Origin of the sequence: Rhodococcus sp. NPDC057135, from assembly GCF_042670865.1 — a bacterium.
GTDB lineage: Bacteria > Actinomycetota > Actinomycetes > Mycobacteriales > Mycobacteriaceae > Rhodococcus_F.
Genome location: NZ_JBHUUU010000003.1, coordinates 226,407 through 246,396 on the forward strand (window position 1 = coordinate 226,407; position 19,990 = coordinate 246,396).

Genomic DNA, 19,990 nt, shown 5'->3' on the forward strand with positions numbered 1-19,990 from the left:
CAAATGATCCGACGCCAGGTAGTCCCGTTCGTGGTTCGGAAACAGGCCGACCGATAATGGCTGCGCTCGATTTGCTCGGGCAGCGTTGGATGCTGCGGATAATCTGGGAGTTACGCGATGAGGCAGTCGGATTCCGGGAACTCAAGCGCCGTACGGACGACATTTCGTCGAGTGTATTGGCGCGTCGGCTGAGCGGATTGCGCGAAAGTGGGATCGTGGAGACGAACGACGACGGGGCATATGAGCTTACGACTTTGGGCTTGGGACTAGGTCCGGCGTTGGGACCATTGTGGTTTTGGGCCGACGAGTGGTCTGCCGCGATGAGTCGCAGGGTGTGATGCCGTGTCACATACCGTGGAGGGTGCTGCCGCCGTTCATCTCACAGACGCGTTGCTCCACGGCCGCCGAGAAGCCGCCCACAGGCTCGGTCGAACGAAGAGCCGATTCGACATCTTGCTCGAGCAGGTATCCGTTGATCGCGATTGCCGCCGTCGACCCGGCAGCGGCAGCGCCTATCACCTGAGCGCGAGGGTCGACGACGTTGCCGGCGCCCCAGACGCCTGGAACGCTGGTGGCGCCGGAAGGGTCGACAGCCACGAATCCCGTAGGGCCGGTTTTGCACCCGAGTCGCGTCAGATGCGCGTCGTTCGGAATGAAACGCGGCGCAACGAACAGTGCTGAGCGAGGGACTAATTGCCCGTTGTCGAGTTCGACGGCCTTCAGTTCGCCTCTCTCGCAGATCAATCCAGAAACTTGTCCATCTACAATAGTCACCCCACGCGCAGCCAGTCGCGCGCGCTCGTCAGGGGTGAGCGAGATGTGGTGGGGGAAGAACATCACATCCGACGACCACTGTCGGAGTAGAAACGCCTGGTGAAGTGACATCTCGCGAGCGTCGCCGCCGAGAACGCCGATCGGCTCGTCACTGATCTCGTATGCATGGCAGTACGGGCAGTGGAGCACGCTCTGTCCCCAAAGCTCTTGGATACCCGGTATTTCCGGGAGTGAATCCCGTAAGCCCGTGGCAACGAGCAGAGTGCGGGTCTCGAGGGTTGTGCCTCCTGAAAGTTCGACGACAAAGCCAGGTTCGATACCGCGCCAAGAGATGTCGACAACGTCATCCTGTTTGAATTCCACTCCGTACGTCTGCAATTCGCTGCGCCCGACGGCGAGCAACTCACCGGGCGCCATGCCGTCTCGCGAGAGGAAGCCGTGCATGTGTGCTGCCGGCGCGTTGCGCGGTTTGCCGGAATCGATGACGGCGACCGTGCGCCGCGCACGACCCAACACCAGGGCTGCGCTGAGTCCGGCCGCGCCACCGCCAACGATCACGGCATCGAGGATCTCTGTTTCAGTGTGTGTTCGCATGAGCACAGGTTGCCTGCGGATGAGGAGCTTCAGCAACTAATGTTGCCATTTCTGGGAATCGTCGTCAGACTCGGACCATGAATGTCAACGGTCCGCACATCGATGCCGCTATCTCGCAGATCGGCGCGCGCCTCAAACGCATTCGTACACAGAGGAACGTCACGCTCACAGCGCTGTCCGAGTCCACCGGTATTTCGAAGAGCACTCTGTCGAGGCTCGAAGCGGGGGAGCGTCGCCCCAGTCTGGAGTTGCTGCTTCCGATCGCGCTTGCCCACCAAGTGCCGTTGGACCAGCTGGTGGCGGCACCGCAGGTCGCCGATCCACGCATCCAGAGTGCGCCTCGAAGCGTCAGTGGGCGAACGGTATTGCCGTTGACTCGGCAACCGGGTGGGTTGCAGGCATTCAAGATGACCATCCCAGCAAGCCAGATGGAACCGGACCCCCAAGTGCACGACGGCTACGAATGGCTGTACGTGTTGTCGGGGAGGTTGCGGTTGGTGTTGGCCGATCACGACATCGTGATGGGTACGGGTGAAGCTGCTGAATTCGACACCCGAAACCCGCATTGGTTCGGCAGTGACGGCCGCGGCCCGGTCGAGGTGCTGAGTCTGTTCGGCCCGCAAGGAGAACGCATCCACGTCCGGGCCAAGCCTTCGGCGAAGTGACGGACAGTCATACTTTGTTCGATGCCGGCGGAAGCAAAGTGGACGGTGAGGGATCTGTGCGAATCGAAGTTGACGACCTGAGTCGGGATGCGGTCCGTGCCTTACTGACCGAACATCTCGCGGACATGCATGCGACCTCGCCCGCAGAGAGCGTTCACGCGCTGGACGTCGCAGGTCTGACGGATAGCTCAGTGACCATGTGGACGTTATGGAGCGAAGGTGATGAGCTACTCGGTTGTGTAGCGCTCAAGGAACGGTCGTCGAGCGGCGGTGAAATCAAGTCGATGCGAACATCTTCGGCAGGTCGTGGGCGCGGAGTGGGAACGCGACTTCTTCAACACGTGGTGGACCAGTCGAGGCAGCGAGGCTACCGGCGACTCGAATTGGAGACCGGTACGCAAGACTTCTTCGATCCGGCACGTCGACTGTATGCAAAATTCGGGTTTGTGCCGTGTCCACCGTTCGGGAACTACCGCGAAGATCCGAACAGTGCGTTCTTTGTTCTCGCTCTGTGAACCGCACTCACACAATGAACATTTGGGCAGTGATGCGTTGTACTGCACTGTCGGAGTGCATGATTGCGGTGTCGAGCACCAGCCGTTCCGTGGTCCACGGCTCGTAGTCTCGATCCAGGATTTCCTGCCACGTAGGTAGTGCAAGATCCGGGATGTCGACGACGCGCTGCTCCGCGCGCCGGCGGTGCTCGTCGGGATCCGAACAGATGACCTCGACGTTGAGCAAGCGCGCCGAATTATGTTGTGCGGTAGCGGACCAGGCGTTTCGTGTCACCTCGATCGGGTTGACGCATTCGACCACGACCGAGAGTCACTCGAAATGTACGGGGCGTCGTCGATTTACGCCGACTCGCCCCGTACTCCTCTCAGTTCGGGATCGCGAACTCTCGAGCTTCGAATGCCAGGTCGTCGGCGGCGGATTCCATCCGAGCCGTCGCACGGTTGGGCGCTGTCAGCACCGCGACAATCGGAACTGCCAACGCCAGCAAGCCGAGAACGAAGACGGGGAAGAGGAAGGAGAACACTTCGAGCCCCTGCGGCGCCGGGGCTGCCGCGTCGTGGACAACCTCGACTGCGGCCATTCCGGTGTAGTGCATACCGACGACGGCGATACCCATGATGATTCCGGCGACAATACGCAGAATCGTCGACTCGAGCACCATGGTGAACCACAATGCGGCGGTGCCGGCGACGACTGCGATGAGAACCGACAGCGCAACGAAGAGCATGTCGTAGCGGATCTCACCCTGAAAGCGCAAGGCGCGCATACCCGTGTAATGCATGATGTTCACGGCGAGGCCGGTCACCACGCCCCCGATCAGGAGCCGAGACCAGCGAAATTCGGTCCCGATGATCAGCAGACCGACAAACACGGCGCCCACCGAGATGATTGCAGAGATCACGGTCCATCCGAGGTTGTATCGAATGGGACTGCCGGGGACTGCGAAGCCGAGCATGGCGATGAAATGCATCAGCCAGATGGCGACGCCACCGATCGACAGGGCAGCCATGGCGAGCCATCGCATGCGTGTGGCGGTTGTCGTCGCCGACGCTGAATGTCTGGTGCACGCCAGGCCGACCACCGACCCGACCACGGACACGACGTAGGCGAGCCCGAGCAGCCAGATTCCCATCGAGAAATGGTGCATTTCATCCGACATGCCAGTTCCTTTCGGCGACGATTCGCATCTGGTGATTCATCTAGACGACTGCTTCGGCTGCGAGTCGTTCGAGCGAGTACTCGGTGATGGCGATCAGCGCGCGTTTGGCCGATTCGCGGTTACGGGCGTCGATCTCGATCATGGGAACGCGGTTGGGCAGAGCCAACGCTTGCCGGAGATCGCTCGCCGAATGGATTGGTGCGCCGTCGAAACGGTTGACCGCCACGATGAACGGGAGCCCTCGTGCCTCGAAGAAGTCGACGGCGGCGAAGCTGTCTTCCAGACGGCGAGTGTCGACCAGAATGACCGCACCGATTGCACCGGTGATGAGGTCGTCCCACATGAACCAGAAGCGACGCTGCCCCGGGGTCCCGAATAGATAGAGGACCAGGTCGTCAGCGAGAGTGATGCGTCCGAAGTCCATCGCGACCGTCGTGGTGCTCTTGTCGGGAGTGGATCCGAGATTGTCGATACCGTCGCTGGCGTCGGTGACCATGGCCTCCGTGCGAAGGGGGACGATTTCGGAGACGGTCCCCACAAGCGTTGTCTTGCCAACACCGAAACCCCCGGCGATCACGATTTTTGTCGATTTCACGCGAGACGATGAGTCAGAGTGCCCGAAGTCCACTGAGGGTCCTTTCGATCAGTTCGCGTCGCTCGACTCGAGATGCGTCGCTTCGCAGAGTGGCATGTATTTCCAGTGATCCGGCTACTACGAGGTCGGCAACCAGTACCCGCACGACGCCGATCGGAACACCCAGGTAGGCAGCGATCTCGGCTATCGAGATCCGCTGCTCACACAGTGCGACGATCGACGCACGAATATCCTGCGGTGCAAGATTGTTCGAAACCACGTCTTCGATCGTCGCGATGATCGCTTCGAGCGGGAGGTCTATGGACGGCAGGGTCCGACCTTCGGTGAGCGCGTACGGCCGGACCAAGTTCGGTTCGGCGTCGTCGTACTCGGATTGATGGTGAGGCATCGAACTCAAATACCCTGCGATGTTCGCGGGGCAATGTCCATGGTTGTCCCGACGCGATCGACGAGAGTCGCCATTTCATAACCGATCTGGCCGATGTCGCATCCGGCAACGGCGAGGGCGGCAAGGTAAGCACCACTACCGACACCCATGAGAAGTAGATACCCGTTCTCCATCTCGACGACGGACTGCATGACGGCCCCGCCGTCGAAGAGGCGTGATGCACCTGCGGACAGGCTGGCGAGTCCGGAAGTGACAGCGGCCAATTGATCCGCCCGATCGAGTGGAAGGTGTGTGCTCGAGGCCGTCAACAAGCCGTCGGCTGAGACGATGATCGCGTGACTCACACCCGGCACGTCTCGGGCAAAAGCCGAAACCAGCCAGTCGAGTGCGCGGGGAGTCTCTTGGGCTCCGACAGTGTTCACTGTTCTCCTTCATCGTTGTGCAACATCGTGGACGATTCGAAAGACTGTCCGCCATCGCGCTGATGGTCGGCGGCGTGCCGACGCCCTCGTTGTACTCCGGATTGGTAACTGCTCCAACCACGTTGGACGTCGGCCGGATTGGATGCATGGCGCTGTGTCGAGCCACCGCCACCGCCACCGCCACCGCCACCGCCGCCGCCGCCGACGGCGCCAGGGACCAGCCGGGCTCCGCGGTCCCGAATGGGAAGTCCGGAATCGGCGATCTTGGTGACCGGCATTTCGAATGACGTTCGAGCAGCCACCCAGCCTTGATCGGCGTCCGTGGTCCACGGACTGCCGGTGGAAGCCGCTGACGTCTCCGCCGTTGGATCGACGAGCCACTCCGACACCATCCGAGCAAAAATCGGCATCGTGGACGGGGCAGCGGGTGCGCCGTTCGAGTTGCCGTCGCCTGCGCTGTCAGCGCGCGCCGAGGGTCGGGCGGAGAGCCCGTCACGGGTACGCGAGGAGAAGAACGCCGCAGTATTTGTCGGTGTCGGGGCTGAGAGCCGGTGCCGCGGCGGCGGAGTTGTCGACGGTTGTGGACCCATCGTGGTCTCGGGACCCTGTGCCGGAGAGGTGAATTCCGGCGACGGAGCAGGAGAGGGAAGAGACGTCGACGCGTGTGTGCTCGCAGGATCGAGTAGAGGAGCGAAGGATGACACCGACGCGGCGGGTGCCGAAGTAGTCGGAGTCGAGGTGCTGACCGCCGGTACTCCGCTTGTGCCCGGGGTGCGACGCGGTAAACCCGAAGGCGCTGTAGCCGGCGGCGTCGACTGCGATGTGATCGGGGCGAACGTCTCAGTCCGATCGGTGCTGTTGGCGGGCGTTCGACGCGGGAGATCGGCGAAGCTTCGGGTCGCAGGCCGCGGAGGTGCGGATTCGGTCGGGGCGGGCTGTGACCATGAGGGTGCAGACGGTGCGGTCGGTGCGGGAGGGGGAGTCCGATCGAGCGTGGGAGCGGGTCCGGTTCGCGGCGTGCGGATCTCGGGCGCCCGCGAAGAATCGAGAATCGACGTCGGTAGGAGCACCGTTGCGGTGATGCCGCTGTGCGTCGACGACGTTGCCGTCGGGCGCAGGCGCACAGAGATGTTGTAGCGACGACTGATTCGGCTCACGACGAACAAGCCCATGCGACGCGCTGTATCCGCGCTCATCTCGCCGCCGGCGGCGAGGCGCTCGTTGGCATCGAGGATATCGGCAGGCGACATGCCGATACCGAGGTCTGCGACCTCGACGATCATGGAGCCGTCGATGGTGCGGGCGGCGTTGATGGAGACGGTGGTCTCCGGTGGGGAGTACCGCAGCGAATTGTCGAGCAGCTCGGCGATGAGATGAACGACGTCGGGGGCCGCATGACCGGTGACGACTCCGGGCGGAATCTGCCCGAGTTCGACGCGTCGATACTCCTCGACGCCTGACACGGCGGCGCGAAGGGTATCGCCGAGGGCGATGGGGGCGGTCCTGGCACGGCGTACATCGGTTCCGGCGAGAACCAACAAGTTGTCGCCGTTTCGACGCATTCTCGCGGCGATGTGGTCGAGGCGGAACAGATTCTCGAGGCGACGCGGGTCGTCTTCGTCCTGCTCGAGCTGTTCGATCAAACCGAGTTGCTGGTCGACGAGGGACTTGTTGCGCCTCGACAGCGTTTCGAACATGTCGTTGACCTGGCGCCGCAGGGTGGCCTGCTCGCCGGCGAGCGTGATCGCCTGACCGTGCATGTCGTCCACGGCGCGTGCGAGCTCGCCGATTTCCTCGTGGGTGCGGATCGGGACACGGGCAAAGTCGAGTTCGTCGGTACTGGCACCTGCGCGAATTCGTTCGATCGCGTCGGGAAGTCCGCGTCTGGCTGCCTGCAAGGCGGAAAATCGCAATCGGCGGATCGGATCGATGAGCGATCGACTGATGACGAGGGCGATGGCCAGGGCCAGCAGAACCGCGCCGAGCACAATTGCAGTGTCGCGAAGTGCCGCGGTTCGTGCGGCGTTGGATTCAGCGGTGACGGCGTCGCCGAACTCGGTGACGGTGGTGTCCGTAAGGCTGTTGTACTGCTCGTTTCCAGATTTCAGATCGGCGCCGACACGGCTGCCCAGAGGAGAAGTCGACGGAGTTGATCCGAGTGCGTTGATCCGGTTCTGAGCCGAGTTGCTGAGTGCCTGGACGGTGTCGTTGGTTCCGTCGATCGTGAGGATGTTGTTCAGAGCGACCAGTTCGGCGCCGGCGGCGCTGACCATCGAGGTTCGAGCCTGCTGGTCCGGATCGCCTGAGCCGAAGAGGATTCGTTGTTCGGCCAGGGCTCGTCGCGCTTCCCAGAGCGCGGAGAGTCGACCACCCTGTTCGCGCAGGACTGGGCGCTGAGAATGCTCGACGACGCTGGTGAAGGTGCTGGAGAGGGCTCGTGAGACCTCACCGACCCGCGAAACCAACCGTGCGGGAGCCACCGCGCCGGCTGCGATCTCCTCGGTGATGGAACGGCTCTCGGCCAACGCCGAAGTCACTTGGTCGTTGAGGGCATCGTCGGACTGGAAGGTGCGGGCGGCATCGACGAGTTGGTCCATCGCGTCGGAGACCGCTTGTGTGGCAGGACCGGTGTCGGAGCGTGCCGATGCTGCTTCGGCGAGTTCGTACAACGCTGATTCCAGGTTGATCGCGGCAGGCACGGCGAGGGCGCGCTCGGACGACGAACTCAGCTGTGCGGCTTCTTCGAGTTCTGTCTGAACTCGCAGGGCTCCGAGGACAACGGCAACGATCATCGGCAGTGCGAGGACAGCGATGACCTTCCATCCCAGGCGCCATTCGCCGATCGACCACCAAGAGGTTGTCGTGTGTGAATCGTGTTTCATGCGGAACATGGCCCCTTCACGTCAACCCCCCGTGGGTCATTGCCCGAACCCCTTCGATCCGGTTTGACCAGAAGGAGTAGTTAGCTGAACGGTAACAGACTGTTCGCCGGCTCGCTACATTCCAGCGGTCGTCGTGGATCGACGATGACTATATCCGGATTGTAAGGCCAGGTGAAAGGGTAAACGGACAAGTGCGGCGAATGGGATAGCCGGGCTGTTCGATTTGGTAGCTCGTTGATTCGTGTTTGCGGCAGGAGGGAATCTTCGCGGGAGATCTGCCTGTGCCACGAACGTCGAGGACACGTCCGCGCGAGGCGGACTCGGATGTCACACTGTGGAAACCTCACCGATAACCGAATCGAACCTTGGAGCCGTAGTGGGTGGAACTGCTCGCGACGCGTTGCGCGCAATCGCGAAACTGCTGGCCCCGAACAGTCCGACAGTCGTCGACCGTGTGACTCTCGCGGTCGACTACCCGGAACGGTATGTCGAAGTACAGAACGAGCTGTACTCACAGACGCTCGAGAAGCCACACCCCGAATTGGCGTGGTTCGCTCTCGTCGACGCGTTGCACGAACGAGAACTCCTCGTCTGGGTGGACTGGAACGAGGACGCGGCCGAGGTTCTCGGCCAGCTGCGAGAGCTGAAGTCGGCGACCGCAACTGCGGGATCGTGGGAATGGGCAGACAGCCTTGCCGCTGCCTTCGATCGAGCTGCCGGACTGGAATCGCTTCTCGCGCGGGTGGGCGACAACATCGCCGGGGCAGGCGTTTCCGTGGCCTGGCTCGACAGCGACAGCGATACGTTTCTCGTTGTGCTCGTCCCGAGTGATCGAGCCGCAACACTCGTCGAACTCTCGCTGACAACCGGGCACAGCGTGCGCGTGTTCTAGTGTCTCAGCGTTTACCGAGGAGACGACGGAATCCCACGATTCGATCGCTCAGTCTGGGCGGCGTGCGCTCGGGATCCATCAGCGCGTTTTCAGCGAGCACGTGGTCTTCGCCGTCCACTGTGTTCCGGTCGAATTCGCGCAGACTGCGAGCGTTGGAAGACGCAAGACTGCGAACCGTCGACAACAGTGAGCGCTCACGCAATGCGTCGTCGACTTCTTCCTCGGTGACGTCGAGGTGCTCGCTGAGTAGACGGCGCCTCAAACCGATGATCGAGGCCCGCAACTCGACGTCGGCGTCGTCGTCGGATTCGACGGCGATGTCACACTCCGTATCGAAGCCCATCGAACGGTTGTTGAGGTTCGACGAACCGATTCGCAGGAGACGAGCGTCCATCACGAGAACCTTGGCGTGGACGTAAATAGGTGCGCCAGAAGAGGTCACGGGATAAAACGCCCCGAACCGGTCGTGGATATCGGCGGACCACAGCAGATTCAACAGGTCGTGGCGCGCCCCGTCCATCGCCTTTTGTTCCAGCCAACCGTCGGCGTTGCGCGGAATGACCAGAACGATCTCCGGTCCGTCGTCCTCACGCAGGCGCGCGGCAATCGCCTCGGCCAGAGTGCGTGAGGCGAGGTACTGGCTTTCGATGTACAGCGTGTGCTCGGCCCCGGCGATGGCCGCGAGATACAGCGCCTCGATCTCACGAACCTCCGTGCGCTCGCCGAGTTCCGGCAGTGTTCTGGCGACGGCTACGTCGACAACCCGCAAGGTGGGCGCCAGATTGACGGGCCACGGAGTCGCAGTGCTCTCGACCGGTGTCAGATCCTCGCCGGTTGCGGATTTCCAGCGTGCCCGCGCCAATTCGCCGATGGCCGCCGCCGCATTGCCGTCGACCGCCGTGGTTGCGTCATGCCAAGGGCCGTAACGCCTTCCGCTCGGGGTGATTCGGTAATCGTTTCGGTCGACGTGATCCGAGGTGTCCCAGCGGTCCACAGTCATGTCGATGCCGCCGCAGAACGCCAGGGCGTCGTCGATGACGATGATCTTCTGATGGTGCGCCGCACCCACCGGATGGGCGCCGTCGATCTCGAACCGAAGGCGCTCGTCGGTCAACCAATTCGACACGAAGACGGGAGTCATACCGCGACCGATTGCAGTGAACGCCCCGATGTTCCATTTGAGTACGAGGATTTCGAGGTCGGGTTTCTCGCGCACCAGCCAGCGGAGGAACATTCCCAACCGGTTGGGGCCGTCGAGCGTCTGCTCGCCTGGTTCGAGTTTGATACGCGTGTCGAAGTCCCAACCGATCAACATGATTCGCTTCTCGGCTTGCAACATCGCGGACTTCGCATGGTGAAAGTAGTCAGCGGCGTCGACGATGCACGCAAGATTGTCTGCCGGCTCGATGCGCCAGCAGGTTTCGCCCGGGACAAGAATTCTGTTCATTCGCCGATTCCCAGGTAAGACGTCAGCTCACGAGCCGCCGCTTGGCCGGCGCGGTTGGCCCCGATCGTCGACGACGACGGCCCGTATCCCACCAAGTGCACGCGAGGGTCGGCTTCGACCTGCGTCGCGAGGCGCCCTGTCATCGGGATTCCGCCACCCGGCCCGCGTAGGTGCAACGGTGCCAGGTGATCGAGCGAGCTACGAAAACCGGTGCACCACAAGATGACATCGGCATCGATAACAGTGCCGTCGGCCCACTTCACGCCGTTCGGAAGGATTTCGGAGAACATCGGGAGTCGATTCATCACACCACGCTCACGTGCTGCGCGGATGGCAGGCGTTACGGGGAGGCCGGTCACCGAAACAACGGATCCCGGCGGCAGACCGCGTCGTACACGATCCTCGACCATGGCAACTGCTGCGCGGCCGATGTCCGGTGTGAACGGCTCGTCGCGGAACTCCGGTTCGCGGCGCGTCACCCAGGTGGTGGTCGTGACGCGTGAGATCTCGTCGAGCAGTTGGACGGCCGAGATCCCGCCGCCGACCACGACAACATGTTTACCTTCGAACTCCGCGGCGGTTCGATAGTCCTTCGTGTGGAGCTGTCGGCCACGAAATGATTCGGCCCCGGCGTAGTGGGGAATGAAGGGCCGTTCCCAGGTTCCCGTCGCGTTGATCAACCCTCGGGCCGCGAACACTCCGCGATCGGTCTCGATCCGCAGCCGCTCTTCCCTCGGGCACACCACTCGCGTGTGTACCGGGCGGTGGACGGGAAGTTCGAATTGCTTTTCGTACAGTTCGAAGTAGTGGGGGACCGCCACCGATGCAGGCACCTGTTGGGCGTCGGTCCCGGTGGTTTCCGCGAACGACATTCCCGGCAGGTCATGCACACCGTTGACGGTGCTCAGTGTCAGGCTCGGCCAACGGAACTGCCACGCTCCGCCCGGACCGGACGCATGATCGAGCACCACAAACCCCGATTCGGGTTCGATTCCGAACTTGCGCAGGTAGTACGCGGCGGAAAGTCCGGCCTGTCCGGCGCCGATCACCACCACGTCAACCAGGTGTGGTTGCTGTGCGGCAAGGTCGTCTGTACTCATCGGTAATCTAACCTCCTGATGTACAGAACTTAGCTGCAGAGAAGTATGCGGACGGTATCGGCGCCTCGGAACAACCCTGTGTCGAGCCTTCCAGAAACGAAAGAGAGCGGACATGATCGGGTTCTCCCGTGACGGCAACGTCGTGACCATCGAGTTGCAGCGTCACGAGCGTCGCAATGCGCTCAGCGCGGAACTCTGCATCGCGATACGGGACGCGATGAACGCGGCAGTCGCCGAGCATGCGCACGTCGTCGTCATCACCGGTGAGGGATCGGCGTTCTGTGCAGGGGCAGATCTGTCCGGCGACGTCTACATGGAGGGCTTCACCGACCGCCTGTTCGAGATGCTTCGGTCGATCGACACTGCACCCATCCCGGTCATCGCCGCCGTCAACGGTCCGGCCATCGGCGCGGGTACGCAGCTGGCCATCGCGTCGGATCTGCGCGTCGTAGCACCGAGCGCTCGCTTCGGAATCCCGGCAGCCACCCTCGGTGTCTCGGTGGACAAGTGGACCATGCGCCGGCTCGCGTCGCTGGTCGGCGGCGGTCCCGCGCGCACCATCCTGCTCGGGATCGAGCAGATCGGCGCTGAGGAAGCCTTCACCCGCGGCCTCGCCAACAAGATCGGAACCCTCGCCGACGCCCAGGAGTGGGCGCACCGCATCGCAAATCTTGCACCGCTGTCCTTGCGGCACATGAAGATGGTCCTCAACGACGACGGCACCATGGAGGAGCAGTCTCCCGAGCAACTCGACGCCCTTCACGCCGCCTGGCTCAGCGAGGATGTCCAGGAAGCCCGCGCCGCCCGCATCGAAAACCGCCCTCCCGTATTCAAGGGAAAGTAAAGCCAGTTGCAGGGTACTCAGGCGCCACGCACGCGGGGCAGATAGTGGCTACGCTCGTCTGAATGAAGAAGACGACGCTTCTCGGAGTTGCTGCAGTTGCCGCGGCAACAGGATGGGTGGCGCGAGCCGCATGGGGAATCCCGACGCAGATCGGGGCATCGCGGAACACGGTGCAGCCGTATGCGGCGATGTCCCCGCGATACCGGGACCGGCAGTTCCACAATTCGGAGCCCAGCAGCACGTTGGTCCCAGGTACCGATGCCGGGATGTTCAAGTCGATGGCTACGCGAGGGTCGACGGGTCGGCCGCGTCAGCCGATTCCGTTGGCCACTCCGCTGGCACCGGCGGTAGCGGGCGACGCGGCGGTGACGTGGTACGGCCATTCGAGCGTTCTCGTCGAGGTCGACGGATACCGTGTTCTCGCCGATCCGGTGTGGAGCGAACGCGTATCACCCTCGGCCACAGTGGGTCCCGCACGAATGCATCCCGCTCCGGTGGCCTTGGCCGATCTCCCGGCGGTAGATGCGATCGTCATCTCCCACGATCATTACGACCATCTCGACATGGCGACGGTCAAGACTCTGACTCGCACACAGACGGCTCCGTTTGTCGTGCCGATCGGTATCGGTGCTCACTTGCGGCACTGGAAGGTGCCCGAGAACCGGATCGTGGAATTGGACTGGGACGAGTCGACAAAAATCGACGAGTTGGTTCTCACGTGCACCGAGGCTCGTCACTTCTCCGGTCGCGGTCTCGTCCGGAACACGACCCAGTGGGCGTCATGGGTGTTCGCCGGTCCGAAGCACCGGGTGTTCTTCGGCGGTGACAGCGGATACACGTCCCGATTCGAGCAGTTGGGTCGAACGTACGGGCCGTTCGATCTGACGCTTCTCCCCGTCGGCGCGTACGACGTTCGGTGGCCGGACATTCACATGAATCCGGAAGAGGCAGTGCAGACGCACATCGACCTCAACAAGGGCGACGGTTCGCGCGGTGTGTTCGTCCCGATCCACTGGGCGACGTTCAACCTCGCGTTTCATTCGTGGTCGGAGCCGATCATTCGCCTCAACGAGTCGGCCGCAGAGGCCGGCACGACCGTGTCGGTTCCGATGCCGGGCGGCAGGATCGACGCGTTGTCACCCACACCTCCGTCGAAGTGGTGGATACCGCTGGGATGACCGAGGCAGTTGCTTGAAAGCCACCCTCGCCTTCCTCAATCCAGTCGGATTCCGAACCAACCTCCACGTTGATACTGCGGTTGGTGCGTCACTTGTTCACTGGTGAGGTCGGGTTTGGGTTGTCGTTTCGGTTCCCATAGTTGCGTGACACTTTCGGACGCGGAGGCGATGGCATCTCCGTCGAGGGTGACGACCTTCTCGTCCATTCCCAGCTGTGGCCATGCTGTCGCGACTTCGATCGGCCCGGCAGGAGGTGTCGGAGCCAGCAGGTATTCACCCCGCACTGAGCCCGAGCGGCTTTCGGCCGAGCGCAACTCCAGCAGAAGGCCCCGCGTTTTCTGCGCGGTGGTCACCGATGTTCCGTCGGCGAAACCGAGACCGAGGAGTAGCGGTGCGCTGAAATGTGTGAACGTGGGACGCCCGTCGAAAGAGCCGAGACTCAGCGAGAGCGCCGGATCTTTGTAGCGGGCATCAATCGCGAACATCATCCCGAACGAGTAGACCCGCACTGCCGACAACCAGAGAACCAAGTCGTCGGTCCGATTGAGGTCGAGAGAAATCGGCAGTTCGACGGGCCGTTCGCACCGAAGCGCCTCGTCGAGACCTTTGTAGACATATTTCATACCGTTCCTCGCTGGTCTTCTCTGCTCGTGTCGACCAGCATCGCAGAACGGCGGCCCACGGGTGTGATCTTCGTGTAGCAGCCATTGCCACACGAGTCTGCCCCTGATTAGTTGCTCCGGGTGCGTAATCTTTGACCATGGCTCACGAGCACACCAGTTCAGAAGAGACAGCAGTGGCGGTTGCCCCTGAGCGATTGCCGGACGACGTCGACGTCGCCCGCGGTTTGACCGCCGATCAGGTTGCGGCCCGGATCGCGTCGGGGCAAACCAACGACGTGCCGGATCGGGCGTCTCGCTCGGTCAAGGACATCATTCGCGGCAACGTCTTCACTCGCATCAACGCGATCCTGACCGTGTTGTTGGTGATCGTGCTCGCGACGGGCTCGATCATCGACGGCATGTTCGGGTTGTTGATCATCGCGAACAGTGGCATCGGCATCATCCAGGAGATCCGCGCCAAGCGCACGCTCGACGCACTGGCCATCGTGAGTCAGGCCAAGCCGATGGTCAGGCGTGACGGCGTCGCCGTGGCGATGGCACCCAAAGATGTTGTGCTCGACGACATTATCGAACTCGGATCCGGTGACCAGATAGTCGTCGACGGCGAGGTGGTCAGTTCGGCCGCACTCGAGGTCGACGAATCGCTCCTGACGGGTGAAGCCGATCCGGTTCACAAGGCGAGCGGCCAGCAAGTGTTGTCGGGCAGCTTTGTTGCCGCGGGCAGTGGCGCATACCGCGCCACCAAGGTCGGCGGCGATGCATACGCGGCCAAGCTGGCCGAAGAGGCGAGCAAGTTCACCCTCGTGCATTCCGAACTGCGCAGCGGCATCGACAAGATCCTGAAATTCATCACCTACCTGATGATTCCGGCGGGTGCGCTGATCATCTTCAATCAGCTCTTCACCATCGGCCTGCCGATCCGACCGGCACTCAACGGCATGGTGGCAGCTCTCGTTCCCATGGTTCCCGAAGGCCTGGTGCTGATGACCTCCATCGCATTTGCGGTAGGGGTCATCCGATTGGGCAAGCGCCAGTGCCTCGTTCAGGAGTTGCCGGCGATCGAGGGTCTGGCTCGTGTCGACGTGGTGTGTGCGGACAAGACCGGAACGCTGACCGAGAACGGCATGCGCCTGTCCGAGGTCGATGTCGCACCGGGCGGATCGGGGGAGGCTGCGGTCAAGTCTGCGCTGAGTGCGATGGCTGCGTCCGACCCTCGTCCCAACGCGAGTGTCCTGGCGATTCGCGAGTCGCTCTCCGACGATTCCGGGTGGGGCGAAGCGACAGCGGTGGCGCCGTTCTCCTCGGCGAAGAAGTGGAGCGGCCAGTCGTACGGCAGTCACGGTAACTGGGTACTCGGTGCCCCGGACGTGCTGCTCGATCCCGACTCGGAAATGGCCCGCAAGGCCGAGGAAGTGGGATCGAGCGGACTTCGTGTCCTCATGCTCGGCAGCAGCGACCTCCCCGTCGACGACGCCGACGCACCGGGCACCGTCACCCCCGAAGCACTGGTCGTACTCGAGCAGAAGGTGCGTCCAGACGCCCAGGAGACGTTGGAGTACTTCGCCAGCCAGAAGGTCGCGGTCAAGGTCATATCCGGCGACAACGCGGTTTCCGTCGGCGCCGTTGCCGGGTCCCTCGGACTCGAAGGTGGCGACCGTCCGATCGATGCGCGGGAGCTGCCCAGCGATCAGGAAAAGCTGGCGGACACGCTCGACGGCGCCACAACCTTCGGTCGCGTGCGGCCGGATCAGAAGCGGGAAATGGTCGCGGCCTTGCAGTCTCGCGGACATACCGTCGCGATGACCGGTGACGGCGTCAACGACGTTCTCGCCCTCAAGGACGCCGACATCGGAGTCTCGATGGGCTCGGGTAGCCCGGCCACGCGAGCGGTGGCCCAGATCGTGCTGCTGGACAACAAGTTCGCGACGCTTCCGTACGTCGTCGCGGAAGGCCGCCGAGTGATCGGCAACATCGAGCGTGTGTCGAATCTGTTCCTGACCAAGACCGTCTACTCGGTGGTACTCGCATTCCTGATCGGTATCACCGGCGTCCTGTCCCAGGCCTTCGACTTCGAACCGCTGCCGTACCCGTTCCTGCCCCGCCACGTCACGATCGCAGCGTGGTTCACGATCGGTATCCCGGCTTTCATCTTGTCTCTGGCACCCAACAACGAGCGCGCGCGAACCGGTTTCGTCTCCCGCGTCATGCGCTTGGCGCTGCCGTCAGGTCTGATCATCGGCATCACCACATTCATCTCCTACGTGCTGGCCTACCAAGGTCCGGACCAGACGGAGACCCAGAAGATCCAGGCCGGAACCAGCGCGCTCATCACGTTGATCATGATCGCCGTGTGGGTTCTGGCCGTCGTGGCCAGGCCGTACGTCTGGTGGAAGCTCGTTCTGATCGGTGGATCGGTGGCCGGTTATCTGATTCTGTTCGCTCTGCCGTTCACCCGAGAGTTCTTCAAACTGGATCCGAGCAACGTCGCTGCGACGACGCTCGCGATCACCCTCGGCGCGATCGGCGTTGTACTGGTGGAACTGTCGTGGTGGATCAGTGCACGTATTCACGGGGAGAAGCGGAAGATGTTCGCCACGCCTGACGACCTGCCCGGCGAGCATCACCACGCGCACAACGAGTGAGCTGTTCAGCTCCTGAACATCTGCACCCAGGCAATGCGATCGCCGCCGCGCTTCTTGGCCCGGTACATCGCATTGTCTGCGTGCTCGATCAGTTCGTTGACAGCTCGATCCGGTAAGTCCGTCTCGGGACTCAGATAGACGCTGACGCCGGTACTGGCGGACACAGGATAGGGATCGGAGTCGGACGAGACCGCCGAATGTATCTCGGTGGCGACCTGTTCGATATCTCCTCGATCGACTCCGCGCAGGACGACGAACTCGTCTCCGCCGATTCTCGCCACCACCGCATCGGGTCCGGCGGCAGCGATGAGGCGGTCGGCGACAGCGGTCAACGCATCGTCGCCCGCGACATGGCCGTGTGTGTCGTTGAGGCTTTTGAACGAGTCGACGTCGATGAGAAGTGCGATCAGCGCCTGCGTTCGATCACTGCGCAGCAGATGCTGCGCTTCGTCCTGGAGTCCGCGGCGATTGAGCGTCGCGGTGAGGTAGTCCCGGTGGGCATTGCGTGCGTCGTCGGTCAGACGCAGCCAGACGATCTGCAGGATCCAGGCAGTGGAGAAAACCACACCGGCAACCATCAGATAGAGGTTCACGACCACCCAGTTGTCGTTGACCGGCTCGGACATCGCCATGGCAGCGAGCGTCGTACAGACAGCAAGAGCCCAGCCGATGTGCGTGATGGCAACGCGTGGGCTGTGAACTATCGCGGCGTAGAAACCGATCATGATGAACAGGATGCAGCCGATGGTTCCGACGAAAGCGGTGCGCACGGCGAAGAAAAGAGTGACGGCGAGCCACAGGTCGGCCCACACGACAAAGGCCACTGATTGTTGCCAGGTGGGCCACGATTCGTTTCGTGCCCAACGGCATCCCGCGTAGATCCCGCTGATCGTTCCGACAGCGAGGACCGATCGTGCAAGGGCAGTGTCGGAACCGAAGCGGCTCAACTGCATGGTCGCCGCGATCAGGGCGAAGAGGAAACACCACACGGCGACCAATTTGCGTCCGGGAACGGTCAGCCCGCGGACGTCGAGGAAGCGGGGGAGCCAGGAGTAATCAGTGTGGTCTGACCACCAACGAGAAAGCAGTTCACGCGTCGGGTGGAGGTTGCTCCCCGTCCCGCGCAGTCCTGCATTCAAACCGGGCACCTGTCGAGTCGATGGGTGGTCAATCAGCTATTGGCGGGTTAACGCTACCTCGAGTTGCGTGCGGATCGTGCGCACGGACCTGCTTTCTGGCGCGGAGGCCGTCGACCTGTGAGAATCGAAGGGCGCGGAGGAACGATTCCGCCGAAGGATGTGCGTCAGCACCGGGAGAGGACACGGACATGGGTTTCTTGGACAACGTCAAGGGATTGGTCGAAAAGGGCCAGGAGCTCGCAGCGGAGAACTCCGACAAGGTTCACGACGCGATCGACAAGGTCGCCGACATCGCCGACGACAAGACCGGCAACAAGTACGGCGACAAGATCGACAAGGCAGCCGAGGCCGCGAAGAAGGCTGTTCCCGAAAAGCAGTAATACCGGATTCGGCAATACCGTTGCTCAGGAGCCCGTAACCGAAAAGGTTGCGGGCTTCTGTGCGTCCGCTGGGTGAACTCCCAGGGTCGGCGGGCAGAATGAACGCGTGAACTTCACCTGGATTCTGCTGGTCGTCATTGCCGCCATTGCAGTCACCGGGCTGTCCAATCGACGAAACCTGCAGGCTCCGCTGGTTTTGGTGACGGTAGGTTCGGTCGCATCGTTCATACCCGGCATGCCGCGACCCGAACTCGACCCCCACGTCATTCTCGGTGTGGTCCTGCCGCCGCTGCTCTACTCGGCCGCTCTCAAATTTTCGGTGGCGACCTTCAAACGCAACCTGGCCCCGATCCTGCGCCTCGGCGTCGGAATGGTGTTGGTGACGGCGTTCGTGGTTGCCTTCTTCGCCGAATGGATGGTGCCCGAGTTCACGATCGGCGCCGCCCTCGTGCTCGGGGCCGTGATCGCGCCGACCGACGCCGTCAGTGCGGTGGCGGTCGGTCAGAAACTCGGGCTCCCGAAACGGGTCATCGCCATCCTGACGGGCGAGGGACTCGTCAACGACGCCACCGCGCTGACGCTCTTCACCGTCGCCGTCGCAGCAGTGACCGGAACGCGAATTGCCACAGATTCGCCCCTGCTGTTCTTCGCGTACGAAGTGATCGGTGGCGTCGTCGTCGGCTTGGTACTCGCGTTTGTCGTCAAGTTCGTTCGTGCTCGCATGTACGACTCTCCACTCGAAACCGGCTTGGGGCTGGTGCTTCCGTTCGCTGCGTACCTGGCCGCCGAAGAACTGCACGCGTCCGGTGTTCTGGCCGTCGTGGTAGCCGGCCTGGTGATCGGGCACTATTCGACGGATGCGTCGATCATGACGAGACTGCAGGAACGCTCGGTGTGGTCGAGCCTGGACACTCTTCTCGAGATGTTCGTCTTTGCATACATGGGTCTACAACTGAGCTTCGTGATCGACGATGTTGTCGCCGACGGGCTTCCGGTGCTTCACGTGTTCGCATACGGTCTCGCAGTCCTGGCCGTGGTCATCGTGATTCGGCCACTGTGGCTGTTCCTGAGTTACTCGCGTGTTCGATTCGGTGTAACCCTGCGCCGCGATCGCGAGAATCAACTGACGTGGAAACAGAATCTGGTGGTCTCGTGGGCGGGCATGCGCGGCGTCGTCACGCTTGCGGCCGCCGGCGGTATTCCGTTCGCGCTCTCGTCCGGCGAGCCGTTCCCCGGACGCGGCGTCATCCAGGCGATCGCGTTCATCGTCGCGGTCGGGACCTTGCTGATTCAGGGATCGACTCTGCCGTTCATGATTCGCCGCCTCGACGTCGCGGATCCCTACGAGCAGTTGCGCACGCAGGAACAGATGGAGTTGGCACGCAACATTTCTCGCAAGGCCGGTGAGAAGGCGTTGGCCGACGCTGCGGCGCACCCTCCGCCGGGGATCGACGGAAAGGAACTGCAGGCAATCGTCGAACGTGTGCGGCGTTCGATGCAGGCGAGGCTTCAACTCCAGGAGGTCGACGAAGACGCCGATCGCGAGGCTGTCCTGTGGAATGCGGGAGCGTTGTTCGACAAGTTCCGGCATCAGTCACTGCGCTCGCAGCGAGTTGCGCTGATCGCCGCACGTGACGAGGGCGATCTCGACGACGAGGTATTGCGTACCGTATTGGAAGGACTCGACATCGAAGAGGCCGCAGCCGAGGAACGTGTCAGGCGTCGCCGAGCAGGCAGCGCGGGCAAATAG

Annotated in this window: 20 protein-coding genes; 9 read left to right on the plus strand and 11 right to left on the minus strand. The window is 62.6% G+C overall.

The window, feature by feature from the left end; genetic code table 11:
* Nucleotides 1-56 precede the first annotated feature (56 nt).
* Complete coding sequence (locus ACFT1A_RS06520) at nucleotides 57-338, plus strand: winged helix-turn-helix transcriptional regulator (RefSeq protein ID WP_378446543.1); 282 nt, start codon at nucleotides 57-59, stop codon at nucleotides 336-338.
* Nucleotides 339-345: 7 nt separating this feature from the next.
* On the opposite strand, the gene ACFT1A_RS06525 is transcribed toward ACFT1A_RS06520, so the two are convergent.
* A complete protein-coding gene (locus tag ACFT1A_RS06525; protein ID WP_378446303.1) occupies nucleotides 346-1,374 on the minus strand; it encodes an NAD(P)/FAD-dependent oxidoreductase in 1,029 nt (342 codons plus the stop codon).
* A gap of 71 nt (nucleotides 1,375-1,445) precedes the next feature.
* Between ACFT1A_RS06525 and ACFT1A_RS06530 the strand changes: the two genes are divergently transcribed.
* Nucleotides 1,446-2,033: a helix-turn-helix domain-containing protein gene (locus ACFT1A_RS06530; protein ID WP_378446304.1), complete on the plus strand. Its 588-nt coding sequence runs from the start codon at nucleotides 1,446-1,448 to the stop codon at nucleotides 2,031-2,033.
* A 56-nt stretch (nucleotides 2,034-2,089) separates the two neighbouring features.
* Entirely contained in the window at nucleotides 2,090-2,548 is a 459-nt protein-coding gene (locus tag ACFT1A_RS06535) for a GNAT family N-acetyltransferase (protein WP_378446544.1), read from the plus strand.
* A 7-nt stretch (nucleotides 2,549-2,555) separates the two neighbouring features.
* Here the strand turns inward: ACFT1A_RS06535 and ACFT1A_RS06540 are convergent, their stop codons facing one another.
* The 6 genes from ACFT1A_RS06540 to ACFT1A_RS06565 form a co-directional block, all read right to left on the minus strand.
* A complete protein-coding gene (locus tag ACFT1A_RS06540) occupies nucleotides 2,556-2,822 on the minus strand; it encodes a hypothetical protein (RefSeq protein WP_378446305.1) in 267 nt (88 codons plus the stop codon).
* Nucleotides 2,823-2,913: 91 nt separating this feature from the next.
* Nucleotides 2,914-3,708 (minus strand): MHYT domain-containing protein, encoded by a 795-nt coding sequence (locus ACFT1A_RS06545; protein WP_378446306.1) that lies wholly within the window; start codon nucleotides 3,706-3,708, stop codon nucleotides 2,914-2,916.
* Nucleotides 3,709-3,748: 40 nt separating this feature from the next.
* The gene (locus tag ACFT1A_RS06550) at nucleotides 3,749-4,336 is read right to left on the minus strand and encodes an ATP/GTP-binding protein (RefSeq protein ID WP_378446307.1); all 588 of its coding nucleotides are present in this window, start codon (nucleotides 4,334-4,336) and stop codon (nucleotides 3,749-3,751) included.
* Nucleotides 4,317-4,691, minus strand: coding sequence for a DUF742 domain-containing protein (locus ACFT1A_RS06555; RefSeq protein WP_378446308.1), 375 nt, complete (start codon nucleotides 4,689-4,691; stop codon nucleotides 4,317-4,319). Before ACFT1A_RS06555 ends, ACFT1A_RS06550 begins: the two co-directional genes overlap by 20 nt.
* A 5-nt stretch (nucleotides 4,692-4,696) precedes the next feature.
* A complete protein-coding gene (locus ACFT1A_RS06560; protein WP_003940329.1) occupies nucleotides 4,697-5,113 on the minus strand; it encodes a roadblock/LC7 domain-containing protein in 417 nt (138 codons plus the stop codon).
* Nucleotides 5,110-7,995, minus strand: coding sequence for an ATP-binding protein (locus ACFT1A_RS06565; protein ID WP_378446309.1), 2,886 nt, complete (start codon nucleotides 7,993-7,995; stop codon nucleotides 5,110-5,112). The genes ACFT1A_RS06560 and ACFT1A_RS06565 overlap by 4 nt, the downstream gene beginning before the upstream one ends.
* Nucleotides 7,996-8,371: 376 nt before the next feature.
* Here ACFT1A_RS06565 and ACFT1A_RS06570 point away from each other — a divergent pair, with 376 nt between their 5' ends.
* Nucleotides 8,372-8,887, plus strand: coding sequence for a hypothetical protein (locus tag ACFT1A_RS06570; protein WP_378446310.1), 516 nt, complete (start codon nucleotides 8,372-8,374; stop codon nucleotides 8,885-8,887).
* A 4-nt stretch (nucleotides 8,888-8,891) separates the two neighbouring features.
* Here ACFT1A_RS06570 and ACFT1A_RS06575 read toward each other — a convergent pair whose 3' ends face one another.
* Together ACFT1A_RS06575 and ACFT1A_RS06580 are read right to left on the minus strand one after the other, a co-directional pair.
* On the minus strand, nucleotides 8,892-10,334 hold the full coding sequence (locus ACFT1A_RS06575; RefSeq protein WP_378446311.1) for a phospholipase D-like domain-containing protein: 1,443 nt from the start codon (nucleotides 10,332-10,334) through the stop codon (nucleotides 8,892-8,894).
* Nucleotides 10,331-11,434 (minus strand): NAD(P)-binding domain-containing protein, encoded by a 1,104-nt coding sequence (locus tag ACFT1A_RS06580; protein WP_378446312.1) that lies wholly within the window; start codon nucleotides 11,432-11,434, stop codon nucleotides 10,331-10,333. The genes ACFT1A_RS06575 and ACFT1A_RS06580 overlap by 4 nt, the downstream gene beginning before the upstream one ends.
* 112 nt (nucleotides 11,435-11,546) lie before the next feature.
* Between ACFT1A_RS06580 and ACFT1A_RS06585 the strand changes: the two genes are divergently transcribed.
* The gene (locus tag ACFT1A_RS06585; protein WP_378446313.1) at nucleotides 11,547-12,278 is read left to right on the plus strand and encodes an enoyl-CoA hydratase; all 732 of its coding nucleotides are present in this window, start codon (nucleotides 11,547-11,549) and stop codon (nucleotides 12,276-12,278) included.
* A 62-nt stretch (nucleotides 12,279-12,340) separates the two neighbouring features.
* Nucleotides 12,341-13,456: an MBL fold metallo-hydrolase gene (locus ACFT1A_RS06590; protein ID WP_378446314.1), complete on the plus strand. Its 1,116-nt coding sequence runs from the start codon at nucleotides 12,341-12,343 to the stop codon at nucleotides 13,454-13,456.
* Nucleotides 13,457-13,491: 35 nt separating this feature from the next.
* Here the strand turns inward: ACFT1A_RS06590 and ACFT1A_RS06595 are convergent, their stop codons facing one another.
* Nucleotides 13,492-14,079 carry a hypothetical protein gene (locus ACFT1A_RS06595; RefSeq protein WP_378446315.1) on the minus strand — a complete coding sequence of 196 codons (588 nt, stop codon included), beginning with the start codon at nucleotides 14,077-14,079 and terminating at the stop codon, nucleotides 13,492-13,494.
* Nucleotides 14,080-14,216: 137 nt separating this feature from the next.
* On the opposite strand from ACFT1A_RS06595, the gene ACFT1A_RS06600 reads away from it, so the two are divergent.
* Nucleotides 14,217-16,721 carry an HAD-IC family P-type ATPase gene (locus ACFT1A_RS06600; RefSeq protein WP_378446316.1) on the plus strand — a complete coding sequence of 835 codons (2,505 nt, stop codon included), beginning with the start codon at nucleotides 14,217-14,219 and terminating at the stop codon, nucleotides 16,719-16,721.
* 5 nt (nucleotides 16,722-16,726) lie between these two features.
* Here ACFT1A_RS06600 and ACFT1A_RS06605 read toward each other — a convergent pair whose 3' ends face one another.
* Nucleotides 16,727-17,869 carry a diguanylate cyclase domain-containing protein gene (locus tag ACFT1A_RS06605; RefSeq protein WP_378446317.1) on the minus strand — a complete coding sequence of 381 codons (1,143 nt, stop codon included), beginning with the start codon at nucleotides 17,867-17,869 and terminating at the stop codon, nucleotides 16,727-16,729.
* Between the two features lie 179 nt (nucleotides 17,870-18,048).
* Here ACFT1A_RS06605 and ACFT1A_RS06610 point away from each other — a divergent pair, with 179 nt between their 5' ends.
* Both ACFT1A_RS06610 and ACFT1A_RS06615 read left to right on the plus strand, forming a co-directional pair.
* Nucleotides 18,049-18,240, plus strand: coding sequence for an antitoxin (locus ACFT1A_RS06610; protein WP_214884047.1), 192 nt, complete (start codon nucleotides 18,049-18,051; stop codon nucleotides 18,238-18,240).
* A gap of 106 nt (nucleotides 18,241-18,346) precedes the next feature.
* Entirely contained in the window at nucleotides 18,347-19,990 is a 1,644-nt protein-coding gene (locus tag ACFT1A_RS06615) for a Na+/H+ antiporter (protein ID WP_378446318.1), read from the plus strand.